21 protein-coding genes are annotated in these 12,011 nt (G+C 36.9%); 20 read left to right on the forward strand and 1 reads right to left on the reverse strand.

Features of this window, described 5'->3' with window-relative positions; genetic code table 11:
• The 20 genes from rpsN to RLO81_RS01675 all read left to right on the forward strand — a co-directional run.
• Positions 1 to 171: 30S ribosomal protein S14 (gene rpsN, locus RLO81_RS01580; RefSeq protein ID WP_350106286.1), on the forward strand; the 171-nt coding region annotated here is incomplete at its 5' end.
• 92 nt (positions 172 to 263) lie between these two features.
• Complete coding sequence (gene rpsH, locus RLO81_RS01585; RefSeq protein ID WP_350106235.1) at positions 264 to 659, forward strand: 30S ribosomal protein S8; 396 nt, start codon at positions 264 to 266, stop codon at positions 657 to 659.
• 20 nt (positions 660 to 679) lie between these two features.
• Positions 680 to 1,237, forward strand: coding sequence for a 50S ribosomal protein L6 (gene rplF / locus RLO81_RS01590; RefSeq protein ID WP_350106238.1), 558 nt, complete (start codon positions 680 to 682; stop codon positions 1,235 to 1,237).
• 8 nt (positions 1,238 to 1,245) lie between these two features.
• Positions 1,246 to 1,590 carry a 50S ribosomal protein L18 gene (gene rplR, locus RLO81_RS01595; RefSeq protein ID WP_350106241.1) on the forward strand — a complete coding sequence of 115 codons (345 nt, stop codon included), beginning with the start codon at positions 1,246 to 1,248 and terminating at the stop codon, positions 1,588 to 1,590.
• A gap of 6 nt (positions 1,591 to 1,596) precedes the next feature.
• Positions 1,597 to 2,115 (forward strand): 30S ribosomal protein S5, encoded by a 519-nt coding sequence (gene rpsE / locus RLO81_RS01600; protein WP_205722285.1) that lies wholly within the window; start codon positions 1,597 to 1,599, stop codon positions 2,113 to 2,115.
• Positions 2,116 to 2,119: 4 nt separating this feature from the next.
• Complete coding sequence (gene rpmD, locus RLO81_RS01605; RefSeq protein ID WP_350106244.1) at positions 2,120 to 2,299, forward strand: 50S ribosomal protein L30; 180 nt, start codon at positions 2,120 to 2,122, stop codon at positions 2,297 to 2,299.
• 2 nt (positions 2,300 to 2,301) lie between these two features.
• On the forward strand, positions 2,302 to 2,748 hold the full coding sequence (gene rplO / locus RLO81_RS01610) for a 50S ribosomal protein L15 (protein WP_205722284.1): 447 nt from the start codon (positions 2,302 to 2,304) through the stop codon (positions 2,746 to 2,748).
• 2 nt (positions 2,749 to 2,750) lie between these two features.
• On the forward strand, positions 2,751 to 4,064 hold the full coding sequence (gene secY, locus RLO81_RS01615) for a preprotein translocase subunit SecY (protein ID WP_350106248.1): 1,314 nt from the start codon (positions 2,751 to 2,753) through the stop codon (positions 4,062 to 4,064).
• Between the two features lie 8 nt (positions 4,065 to 4,072).
• Positions 4,073 to 4,846 (forward strand): type I methionyl aminopeptidase, encoded by a 774-nt coding sequence (map, locus tag RLO81_RS01620; RefSeq protein ID WP_350106251.1) that lies wholly within the window; start codon positions 4,073 to 4,075, stop codon positions 4,844 to 4,846.
• 1 nt (position 4,847) lies between these two features.
• Positions 4,848 to 5,063 (forward strand): translation initiation factor IF-1, encoded by a 216-nt coding sequence (gene infA / locus RLO81_RS01625; RefSeq protein WP_350106254.1) that lies wholly within the window; start codon positions 4,848 to 4,850, stop codon positions 5,061 to 5,063.
• A gap of 11 nt (positions 5,064 to 5,074) precedes the next feature.
• Positions 5,075 to 5,191, forward strand: coding sequence for a 50S ribosomal protein L36 (gene rpmJ / locus RLO81_RS01630; protein ID WP_350106257.1), 117 nt, complete (start codon positions 5,075 to 5,077; stop codon positions 5,189 to 5,191).
• 3 nt (positions 5,192 to 5,194) lie between these two features.
• The gene (gene rpsM, locus RLO81_RS01635) at positions 5,195 to 5,572 is read left to right on the forward strand and encodes a 30S ribosomal protein S13 (protein WP_350106260.1); all 378 of its coding nucleotides are present in this window, start codon (positions 5,195 to 5,197) and stop codon (positions 5,570 to 5,572) included.
• Positions 5,573 to 5,590: 18 nt separating this feature from the next.
• A complete protein-coding gene (rpsK, locus tag RLO81_RS01640) occupies positions 5,591 to 5,983 on the forward strand; it encodes a 30S ribosomal protein S11 (protein ID WP_205722279.1) in 393 nt (130 codons plus the stop codon).
• Positions 5,984 to 6,009: 26 nt separating this feature from the next.
• Positions 6,010 to 6,615: a 30S ribosomal protein S4 gene (rpsD, locus tag RLO81_RS01645; protein ID WP_350106264.1), complete on the forward strand. Its 606-nt coding sequence runs from the start codon at positions 6,010 to 6,012 to the stop codon at positions 6,613 to 6,615.
• Between the two features lie 66 nt (positions 6,616 to 6,681).
• Complete coding sequence (locus RLO81_RS01650; RefSeq protein WP_350106267.1) at positions 6,682 to 7,671, forward strand: DNA-directed RNA polymerase subunit alpha; 990 nt, start codon at positions 6,682 to 6,684, stop codon at positions 7,669 to 7,671.
• A 6-nt stretch (positions 7,672 to 7,677) separates the two neighbouring features.
• Positions 7,678 to 8,280, forward strand: coding sequence for a 50S ribosomal protein L17 (gene rplQ, locus RLO81_RS01655; RefSeq protein WP_350106270.1), 603 nt, complete (start codon positions 7,678 to 7,680; stop codon positions 8,278 to 8,280).
• Positions 8,281 to 8,359: 79 nt separating this feature from the next.
• A complete protein-coding gene (carA, locus tag RLO81_RS01660) occupies positions 8,360 to 9,466 on the forward strand; it encodes a glutamine-hydrolyzing carbamoyl-phosphate synthase small subunit (protein ID WP_350106273.1) in 1,107 nt (368 codons plus the stop codon).
• Between the two features lie 3 nt (positions 9,467 to 9,469).
• Entirely contained in the window at positions 9,470 to 10,747 is a 1,278-nt protein-coding gene (gene eno / locus RLO81_RS01665) for a phosphopyruvate hydratase (RefSeq protein WP_350106276.1), read from the forward strand.
• A gap of 105 nt (positions 10,748 to 10,852) precedes the next feature.
• A complete protein-coding gene (locus tag RLO81_RS01670; RefSeq protein ID WP_350106278.1) occupies positions 10,853 to 11,140 on the forward strand; it encodes an FtsB family cell division protein in 288 nt (95 codons plus the stop codon).
• Entirely contained in the window at positions 11,137 to 11,679 is a 543-nt protein-coding gene (locus RLO81_RS01675) for a hypothetical protein (protein WP_350106281.1), read from the forward strand. Before RLO81_RS01670 ends, RLO81_RS01675 begins: the two co-directional genes overlap by 4 nt.
• A 1-nt stretch (position 11,680) precedes the next feature.
• Here RLO81_RS01675 and RLO81_RS01680 read toward each other — a convergent pair.
• A partial coding sequence (locus RLO81_RS01680) for an Ldh family oxidoreductase (RefSeq protein ID WP_350106284.1) occupies positions 11,681 to 12,011 on the reverse strand: 331 nt, incomplete at its 5' end.

Below are 12,011 nucleotides of genomic sequence, written 5' to 3' on the forward strand. Positions count from 1 at the left end.
GAAGCATTGGATAAACTTCCAAGAAATGCTTCTCCAGTAAGATTACACAATAGATGTAAACTTACAGGAAGACCTAAAGGCTACATGAGAAAGTTTGGTATTTCCAGGGTAACATTTAGAGAAATGGCCTCAGAGGGCAAAATACCTGGAGTTACAAAAGCTAGCTGGTAATTCTCTTAAATATATTTTTAAAGAAATAAAATGTTTGTATCTTTGCAGGCCGTTTTCAGGGGTAGTAAGGATATATTAAGATTTAAAACAAAATGACAGATCCAATAGCAGATTATTTGACCCGTTTGAGGAATGCTATTAAAGCAAAGCACAAGGTAATTGATATACCTGCCTCAAATATCAAAAAGGAACTAACGAAAGTTCTTTTTGATAAAGGTTATATCCTGAACTATAAGTTTGAGGATACTAAAAACCATCAGGGTAATATAAAAATAGCGCTTAAGTACACTGAAGACAACAAGCCTGCTGTTTATAATCTTGAGAGAGTAAGTAAGCCGGGTTTAAGAAAATATACCAAGGCAGATGATCTACCGAGAGTATTAAACGGATTAGGTGTAGCAATTATTTCTACATCCAAAGGAGTTGTTACCGACAAAGAAGCCAGAGAGCTTCAAGTTGGTGGAGAAGTATTGTGTTACGTATATTAAGAATTAATAAATAGACAACAATGTCACGAATAGGGAAAAAACCAATTAAGCTTGTTGACGGAGTGTCTTACAATTATGACATTAAAGAAGGTGTCATTTCTGTAAAAGGCCCCAAAGGTGAGCTTAAACAAAAAATTGACCCTGCTTTCAAATTGGTTGAAAATGAAGGCACGTTAAGTATCGAACGACCAACTGAACAGAAGAGACATAAAGCTCTTCATGGTTTATACAGGTCATTGATAAATAACATGTTTGAAGGAGTTAGCCAAGGATACAAAAAGCAGTTGGAGTTAGTAGGGGTAGGTTACAAAGCTACCGCTCAAAACAATGTGTTGGAACTTAGCCTTGGATATTCTCACAATATCTGGATGGCCATTCCAAATGAATTATCTGTTTCAGCAGAAACTGAAAAAGGTAAAAATCCGGTAGTAACCCTCGAAGGTTACGATAAGCAATTAATCGGACAAGTAGCGGCTAAAATTAAGTCGTTGAGAGAAGTTGAGCCTTACAAAGGTAAAGGTATCAAGTTTGTTGGTCAGTATGTTAGACGTAAGGCTGGTAAGCAAGCTGCTAAATAATTAAAGAGATGGCATTCAATAAGATTAGAAGAAGACTTCGAATTAAAAAGGGTATTAGAAACAGAATTCAGGGTACAACTGAAAAACCAAGACTTTCTGTTTTTAAAAGCAATAAGGCAATATATGCCCAAATTATTGACGATAGTAAAGGACAGACGCTTTCTGCATCTTCATCTGCAGAGTTAGGTTCTAAACTAAATATTAATACTTCTATTGAAGTAGGTAAGAAGATTGCAGAAAAAGCATCAGCTGCCGGTATCAAAGAAGTAGTATTTGATAGAAATGGTTATTTGTATCATGGTAAAGTAAAGGCTTTAGCTGATGGTGCAAGAGATGGAGGTCTAAAATTTTAAAGCATTATGTCTCAAAGTAATATTAAATCAGTAAAAGCAAGCGAAATCGACCTTAAAGAAAAGGTTGTAGCCATCAAGAGAGTAGCCAAAGTGGTGAAAGGTGGTAGAAGATTTAGCTTTTCTGCTATCGTAGTTGTTGGTGATGGTAATGGTGTTGTGGGTTATGGATTAGGTAAAGCTAATGAGGTAACTGATGCAATTACTAAAGGTATCGATGACGCAAAGAAAAACTTAGTGAAAGTTCCTGTAATAAAGGGAACAGTTCCTCACGAAGCTCTTGGTAAATACAGTGGTGGTTTCGTACTATTGAAACCAGCATCTCCTGGTACTGGTGTTATTGCCGGTGGTGCGATGCGTGCCGTATTGGAAAGCGCTGGTGTGCATAACGTACTTGCGAAATCTAAAGGATCATCAAATCCTCACAACGTGGTAAAAGCAACATTTGATGCTCTTACTAACATGAGAGATCCTTTTACTGTAGCTAAAGATAGAGGAGTATCATTGTCTAAAGTATTTAACGGATAAGATCATGTCTAAAGTTAGAATTTCACAAGTAAGAAGTACAATAGGAAGACCTGAAGTACAGAAAAGGACTATCAAAGCTTTAGGCTTAGGTAAGATAAATAAAACCGTAGAAGTGGAATTAACTCCACAAGTAAACGGAATGATTAATAAAGTGAACCATTTGGTATCTGTAACTGAGATATAATTATGAAACTCAATACATTAAAACCTGCAGAAGGTTCCGTAAAAGGAAAGAAAAGAATAGGTAGAGGTCAGGGATCTGGTAAAGGCGGCACTTCTACAAGAGGACATAAAGGTGCTCAATCAAGATCTGGTTACAGCAAGAAAAAAGGTTTTGAAGGTGGTCAAATGCCACTTCAAAGACGTGTGCCTAAGTTTGGTTTCACTAGTCCAAACAGAATTGAATACAGAGCAATCAATCTTAGTACTTTAGAGGAGCTTGTAGGCAAGACTAAAGCAAAAGCAATAGATCTTCAACTTCTAGTTGATAATGGGTTAGCGCATAAGAATGATGTTGTTAAAATATTAGGAAACGGAGAGTTAAAGTCTAAAGTAGATGTTACGGCTCATGCTTTTTCAGCAACGGCAGCGAAAGCAATAGAAGCTGCTGGCGGTAAAGCAACTACGTTGTAATTATGAAGAAGTTTTTTACTACTATAAAGAATATATTTTCGATTGAAGATCTAAGGATCAGAATCCTTAATACAATAGGATTCTTGATGATTTTCAGATTGGGTTCATTTATCGTGCTTCCTGGAGTTGATCCAGACGCATTGGGTAGTGGAGCTACTGGAGGTATATTCGATCTTTTAAATACCTTTTTAGGAGGTTCATTTAGTAGGGCTTCAATTTTTGCTCTAGGTATTATGCCTTATATTTCTGCATCAATTGTAATTCAATTGTTGACAGTGGCAGTACCGTACTTCCAAAAACTTCAGAAAGAAGGTGAATCTGGAAGAAAGAGGTTAACTCAAATTACAAGGTTCTTAACAATTGCAATAACAGCTGCTCAAGGTGGTAGTTATTTAGCTGTAACTATACCGGCAGAGGCTATTATGTACTCACCAGCGTTTTTCCAAGTTGCTTCTATGGTAATTTTGGTAGCAGGTACGATGTTTTGTATGTGGTTAGGTGAGCGTATTACAGATAAGGGTATTGGAAATGGTATCTCTATGCTTATTATGATTGGTATTATTTCTAGGTTTCCTGGATCAATCGTAAGTGAAATGATGACTAGGGGTATGAGTGGCGCATTGATGTTCGTATTAGAAATTGTGGCTCTTTTCTTTGTAGTAATGGCAACAGTAATGCTAACGCAAGCAGCGCGTAGAATTCCTATCCAATATGCGAAACAAGTTATAGGCAACAAGTTATATGGGGGTAAGAGAGATTATATTCCACTAAAAGTTAATGCATCAGGTGTAATGCCTATCATTTTCGCTCAGGCGTTAATGTTTATTCCGTCTATGATTGCAGGATTATGGCAAGACAGTGACATTGGAGCCTATATAGGTAGCACATTTGCAGATCCTTATAGCTGGCAGTATAACTTAGTGTTTGGTTTGTTAATCTTAGTATTTACATTCTTTTACACAGCTATTACAGTTAACCCAAATGACATTGCTGATAATTTAAAAAGAAACGGAGGTTTTATTCCTGGAATTAAGCCAGGAAAACAAACTTCTGAGTTTATAGATCAGATATTAACTAAGATTACATTACCAGGATCAATATTTCTAGCGATTGTTGCGATACTTCCGGCATTTGCAGTTCAAGCAGGTGTAAGTGGTAATTTTGCACAATTCTTTGGAGGTACATCGTTGATTATCATGGTAGGTGTAATCCTTGATACATTGCAACAAATAGAAAGTTATTTGTTGATGAGACATTATGAAGGAATGATGAAGTCCGGTAAAGTGAAAGGACGATCTCAAATTGCCGCTGCCTAGTACTGATAATGATTCATTACAAGACTAGAGAGCAGGTTGATTTAATAAAGGAAAGTGCGCAGATTTTAGGAAAGGCGCATGGTGAGGTGGCTAAGCATGTTAAGCCAGGTGTAAAAACTATAGTGCTTGACAAGATTGCTGAAGAGTTTATAAGAGATCATGGAGGTGTACCTTCATTCAAAAACTTTAACGGCTTCCCTGCATCACTTTGTATTTCGTTGAACGAAAATGTTGTTCACGGATTTCCTAGTGAGTATGAGTTGAAAGAAGGAGACATTATATCAGTGGATTGTGGTGTTTATTTCAAGGGATTTCATAGTGACTCAGCATATACTTATCCAGTAGGGAAAGTAGATGAAAAAACAATAAGTTTATTAAAAGTGACAAAAGAGTCACTGTATAAAGGTATTGAAAAAGCTGTATGTGGTAATAGAATTGGCGACATAGCTAATGCTATTCAAAAACATGTGGAACCATTTGGTTATGGCATTGTTCGTGAGTTAGTAGGGCATGGAATTGGAGAAGAATTACACGAAAGCCCTGAAGTGCCAAATTATGGTAAGCCTGGTAGAGGGCCGAAATTGAACGATGGTTTGGTGATAGCAATAGAGCCAATGATCAATTTAGGTTCTAAAAGTGTGGTGCAGGAAGATGACGGTTGGACGATAAGAACAGCCGATAGAAAACCATCAGCCCACTATGAGCATACAGTCGCAATATTTAAAGAAGGAACTGAGGTCTTAACGACCCATGAATATATAGAAGAAAACTTTAAATTTTAATATGGCAAAACAGCAGTCTATTGAGCAAGATGGTACAATTACAGAAGCATTATCTAACGCAATGTTTAGAGTTGAGTTAGAGAATGGTCACGAAGTAATTGCACATATATCTGGCAAAATGAGAATGAACTATATTAAGATTTTACCGGGTGACAAAGTGAAGTTAGAAATGTCACCTTATGATTTAACAAAAGGAAGAATCGTTTACAGATATTAATAAAAGTTCTGATGAAAGTTAAAGCATCTGTTAAAAAACGTAGCGCGGTTTGCAAGATTATCAGAAGGAATGGAAAGGTCTACGTAATTAATAAAAAGAATCCAAGGTTTAAACAAAGACAAGGCTAAGTTATGGCACGTATTGCAGGAGTTGATATCCCAGATAATAAAAGAGGCGTAATAGCCCTTACCTATATTTTTGGTATAGGTAGAAGTACAGCGCAAAATATTCTAGAAAAGGCTGGGGTGGATCCGAATAAAAAAGCGCAGGAATGGACTGATGATGAATCTACAGCGATTCGTAACATAATCAGTGAGAATCACAAAGTAGAAGGTGTTCTTAAGTCAGAAGTTCAACTTAGTATCAAAAGATTGTTAGATATCGGTTGTTACAGAGGTCTTAGACATAGAAAGGGTCTTCCAGTAAGAGGACAGAGAACTAAGAACAACTCTAGAACAAGAAAAGGTAAGAGAAAGACTGTAGCTAACAAGAAAAAAGCTACTAAATAATAAATAGTGTAATTAACGATGGCACAGAAAAGAAAAGATAAAGCAAAAAAGCGTGTAGTAGCTGTTGAAGCTATTGGTCAGGCGCATATCAAAGCTTCGTTCAATAACATCATCATATCAATGACCAATACAACTGGTCAGGTGATATCATGGGCATCAGCTGGTAAAATGGGATTTAAGGGTTCTAAAAAGAACACCCCATATGCAGCTCAAATGGCAGCACAAGATTGCGCTCAAAAGGCTTACGATCTTGGATTAAGAAAAGTAGAAGTACTGGTTAAAGGTCCTGGTGCTGGTAGAGAATCTGCCATTCGTACCATCCAAAATACTGGTATTGAAGTTACTATGATAAAGGATGTTACTCCATTACCACATAATGGATGTAGACCTCCGAAAAGAAGAAGAGTATAATATTATCTATTAAGAAAGAATAAACAATGGCAAGATACAGAGGTCCGAAAGCGAAAATTGCTAGAAGATTTAATGAGCCAATATTTGGTCCAAGTAAGGCGGTAGCTAAAAAAGCATATCCTCCTGGCCAACATGGTAGAAGCAGAAGAAGAAAGCAATCTGAATATGCAATCCAGTTAATGGAAAAGCAAAAGGCGAAATACACTTATGGTGTATTGGAAAAGCAATTTGCTAACATATTTAAGAAAGCATCAAGAAAATCTGGCGTAACGGGTGAGATCCTATTACAAATGCTTGAAGCACGTTTGGACAACACCGTGTTCAGATTGGGAATTGCTCCTACAAGAAGGGCTGCCAGACAATTAGTTCTTCACAAACACATTACAGTAAATGGTGAAATCGTAAATGTTCCTTCTGTTTCGCTAAGAATCGGAGATGTAGTGGCTGTTAGAGAGCGTTCTAAATCTTTAGAAGCTGTTACTGATAGTTTAGCTATGAACGGAGCAAAAAGATTCCCTTGGTTAGAGTTTGATGCAAGTGAATTTGCTGGAAAAGTTGTTTCTGTTCCTCAGCGTGATGAAATCCCAGAGAACATTAACGAGCAGCTAATCGTTGAACTTTACTCTAAGTAATCGAAATAAAATATTTACTAGTCCCGATGTATTGTCGGGACTATAACAATTAAAGCTAATACTAATATGTCAATTTTAGCATTCCAAATGCCAGATAAAGTCGCCATGGAAAAAGCGGATGACTTTCATGGTATCTTCACATTTAAACCTCTTGAAAAAGGATACGGTGTAACTATTGGTAATGCCCTAAGAAGAATACTACTTTCTTCATTAGAAGGCCATGCCATTACAGGAATTAAAGTTCCTGGTGTGTTACACGAATTCTCTACAATCGAAGGAGTTGTGGAAGATGTTTCTGAAATTATTTTGAACCTTAAAATGGTAAGATTCAAAAAAATAGGGGACTCTTTTGATAATAAAGTAACAGTTTCTATTAAAAATCAGAAAGAATTTAAAGCAGGTGATATTTCTAATTTCACTTCTGCATTTGAGGTACTAAATCCTGATTTAGTGATTTGCAATCTTGATGATTCTGTTGATTTTGAGATCGAATTGAACATTGATAAAGGTAGAGGATACTTACCTGCAGAGGAAAATAAACCAGCAGAGCAAGTATTTGGATTCATTCCAATCGATGCGATTTTTACACCTATTAAGAATGTAAAATATAGCGTTGAAAACACAAGAGTTGAGCAAAAAACTGACTACGAGCAGTTAGTATTAGATATTGAAACTGATGGATCTATTCATCCTGAGAAAGCATTAGAAGGTGCTGCTCATATCCTGATTCAGCATTTTATGCTATTCTCTGATAAATCAATAGAATTAGAGACTGAAAGAGCTGGTGAAATAGAGCAAGTGGATGAAGAGATGCTTCACATGCGTAAGTTGCTAAAAACCCAACTTAACGATTTAGACTTATCAGTAAGAGCTTACAATTGCTTAAAGGCGGCTGATGTTAAAACTTTAGGTGATCTCGTAAGACTTGAAATTTCTGATATGATGAAGTTCAGAAACTTTGGTAAAAAGTCATTAGCTGAACTTGAGCAATTAGTTCAGGATAAGAACCTTACTTTCGGTATGGACTTATCCAAGTATAAACTTGATGAAGAATAATAAGCGATGAGACACGGTAAGAAATTTAATCATTTAGGAAGAACTGCCCCTCACAGAAGTGCAATGCTTTCTAACATGGCATCTTCATTGATTTCAAATAAGAGAATCACTACAACTGTAGCCAAAGCAAAAGCGCTGAAGAAGTTTGTAGAGCCAATACTTACAAAATCTAAAGAAGACACCACGCATTCAAGAAGAATGGCATTTAGAGACCTAAATGACAAGGAGACAGTAAAAATACTTTTTGACGAGGTAGCAACCAAAATAGCTGACAGACCAGGTGGTTATACACGAATTCTAAAGCTAGGTAACAGACTTGGTGATAACGCAGATATGTGTATCATCGAATTGGTAGACTACAATGAGTTAATGCTTGAAGAAAAAGGTGCTACTAAATCTAAGACCAGAAGAAGCCGTAGAGGTGGGTCTAAGAAATCGGATGCCCCTAAAGCAGAAACCACAGAACCAAAAGCAGAGAAGAAAGAAGAGCCTAAGGCAGAAGTTGTAGAAGAAGTTGAAGCAAAGGCTGATGAAGTTGAAGAACCAAAAGTGGAAGAACCAAAGGCCGAAGAAAAAGCGGACAATAAAGATGAAGAGAAAGACAACTAAGTTGTTGATTACCTAAAAAATAGAAGGGATTAGATTTATATCTAGTCCCTTTTTTTATTTTTGCACCAAACTAAATTTAATGGATACAACCACAAAACAAAAAGCCTACTTGTTACTTGAAGACGGCCTTCTTCTCGAAGGTACTGCAATAGGTAAAAAAGGAACAAAGGGGGGTGAAATATGCTTTAATACAGGCATGACTGGCTACCAGGAAATTTATACTGATCCCTCCTATACAGGCCAAATAATTGTAAACACAAATGCACACATCGGCAACTATGGTGTTATTGAAGAAGAACAAGAGTCGGATTATCCTAAGATTTCTGGAATTGTGGTGAACGATTACTCACCAATTGCAAGTAGGAAAAGATCCAATGAGAGCCTTCAACAATACCTAGAACGACATGAAGTAACTGGTATAGCGGATGTCGACACAAGAATGCTGGTAAGACACATAAGAAGTAAAGGGGCTATGAATGCGATCATTTCTTCTGAATTAGAGCCCAGAGAATTGAAGAAGGAACTAGCCAGAGTACCATCCATGGATGGGCTTGAACTTTCTTCATCAGTGTGCACCAAAAAAAGATTGAGAGTTGGTGATGAGAAAGCCGAATTTAAAGTGGCAGTTCTTGATCTTGGAATTAAGCATAGTATTCTTAAAAACTTAGTTTCCAGAGGTATTTATTGTGAAGTATTTCCGGCAAAATCCTCATTTGAGGATTTAAAGTCATTTAAACCAGATGGTTATTTTATTTCAAACGGACCAGGTGACCCTGCTGTTATGCAATATGCTGTTGAAACGGTGAAAGCCATTTTGGAGGAAGATAAGCCTTTGTTTGGTATCTGCTTAGGGCATCAGATAATCGCTAGAGCATGTGGTGCAGGAACCTATAAAATGCATCATGGTCATCGTGGACTAAACCATCCAATACTAAATTTAGAAACAGGGAAAAGTGAAATAACATCGCAAAATCATGGGTTTGTAGTGTCGGCAGAGGATATTGAAAAATCTGATAGGTTAGAAATAACACACCGCCATTTAAATGACGATACTGTGGCAGGTATAAAAGTGAAAGGTAAGCAAGCATTTTCTGTACAATATCATCCTGAAGCTTCTCCTGGCCCACATGACAGTCGCTATCTATTTGACCAGTTTATTGAATTAATAAAAAAATCTAAAAAATAAAAGATGAGTTTAATTGAAAGTATATATGCCCGTCAAATCCTAGATTCCAGGGGAAATCCAACAATTGAAGTAGACGTAATTACCGAAAATGGTATTCTAGGTAGAGCGGCAGTTCCTTCAGGCGCTTCCACTGGGGAAAATGAGGCTGTTGAATTAAGAGATGGTGACAAATCAAAATACTTAGGAAAAGGCGTTTTAAAAGCTGTTGAAAATGTAAATGGAGATTTGGCTGAGGAATTAATTGGGTTTTCAGTTTTCGATCAGAAGTTGATTGATAAAATTATGATTGAAGCAGATGGCACTCCCAACAAAGCTAATTTAGGCGCTAATGCCATTTTAGGAGTTTCTTTAGCTGTGGCTAAAGCTGCTGCAGCCGAACTTGGTCTTCCATTATACAGATATATTGGTGGAACCAATGCTTCTACTTTACCAGTACCAATGATGAACATCATCAATGGAGGTTCACATTCTGATGCTCCTATTGCCTTTCAGGAATTCATGATTCGTCCGGTTGGTGCCCCATCGTTTAGTGAAGCTATTCGAATGGGAACGGAAGTTTTCCATCATCTGAAATCCATTATTAAAGAGAAAGGTCTGAGCACAGCTGTAGGTGATGAAGGAGGGTTTGCTCCTAATTTTTCAGGTGGTACGGAAGAAGCACTTAACAGTGTTCTTGATGCGATAAAGAAAGCAGGCTATACTCCTGGTAAAGATATTACTATTGCCTTAGACTGTGCATCATCAGAGTTTTATGAAGACGGCAAATACAACTACGCAAAGTTCGAAGGTGAGAGCGGTGCTGTAAGATCTAAAGAAGAACAAGTTGCTTATTTGGCTGAATTAGTAGATAAATATCCAATTGATTCAATCGAAGATGGCTGTGATGAAAATGATTGGGAAGGTTGGAAGATGTTAACTGCCAAGATTGGAGATAAATGTCAGCTAGTAGGTGATGACCTTTTTGTAACAAATGTTAAGTTCTTAAAAAGAGGAATCGAAGAGAAATCGGCTAACTCAATATTGATAAAAGTAAATCAGATTGGTACGTTGTCTGAAACATTAGACGCTATAGAAATGGCTCATAAAGCTGGATTTACTGCCGTTATTTCTCACAGATCAGGAGAGACAGAGGATGCAACAATCGCTGATATAGCAGTTGCTACTAATGCAGGCCAGATTAAAACAGGCTCTGCTTCTCGTTCTGATAGAATGGCCAAGTATAACCAGCTATTGAGAATTGAAGAAGAATTAGGTGAAGTAGCTTACTTCCCTAAAAAGTAGATTATACTTTACGATTATATAATTAAAAAGCCGGTTCTTAAGCCGGCTTTTTTAGAAAATCGTAATTATTCTTATATTCAAACATATTTTTTAAACTATCATACAATGCAAATTCCAAGATTTAGCAGAAATTTTTACTTCTTGTTTGGTATTTTCTTTTTTATCTGGATGCTTTTTATTGATTCAAATGATATCTACACCCAATACAAATTGAATCAAAAAAGAAGGAACCTTGAAGACCAAAAAGCGTATTATCAAGAGAAAATTGCTGAGGTAAAGCAGGAGCGTGAGGAGCTTTTTAGTAGCAAGAAAAAACTGGAGAAATTCGCACGCGAGAAATACCTCATGAAAAAAGAGTCAGAAGACTTATTTATTATCGAAGAAGAGGAATGAAAAAATATGCTGTTCTAATTGTCTTTGTTTTGATGTCATATGCATCTTTAGCTCAGACAGGGAATGAATTAGATGGTGATAAACTATCGGATAGAATTTATTTCGGGGGTAATCTTGGGCTTCAATTCGGAACAATTACAAACATTGAAATTTCACCCTTAGTAGGTTACCGATTTACTGATGACTTCTCGGCAGGTCTGGGCATCACCTATATTTACTTCAAAAGAGAATTTGACAACTTTGAAGATTTTGAAACGAATATTTATGGGTATCGATTTTTTGCACGTCATAATATTCAAGAGCAATTCTATGCACAGGCAGAGTATGAAAATTTGAGCCTTGAATTTTTCAATATTAATGATGGTTCATCAAGAAGAGAGTGGGTTCCGGGGGCATTTGTTGGTGGCGGCTATTTTCAACCATTAGGTAGAAATGCTGGTTTCAATATCGCAGTATTATATAATGTACTCTATGATGAAGATAAATCGCCTTATAACAGCCCATGGGTGTTTAGAATTGGGGTAACAATGGGTTTTTAAGCTAAAGGTTGACTCCAAACTTTTGAGCTAATTCTTGCAAATCAGCCACTACTTTCTCATTTAACGGAATTCCATCCTTCAATCTAATTGCTTCAAATTCTCTTTCAGGATCACCCGGAATTAGCACTTTTTTACCTTCAATGGCCTTTGTTTCTCTAAAACGGGAAATCCAGTTATCCATGTGAGATTTGAATTCATCTGCAGGTCTCCAGGCATCTATGCGCATAGCACCTACGAAATGTCCTAAGCCTTCACCCACCGGATTTTCAGGTAGTGGAAGAAAACTTACAAATGGAGGTGCCCAAGGACCATAATTGGCGCCACTGAAAACT

The organism is Fulvivirga sp., from assembly GCF_040220315.1.
Lineage (GTDB): Bacteria > Bacteroidota > Bacteroidia > Cytophagales > Cyclobacteriaceae > Fulvivirga.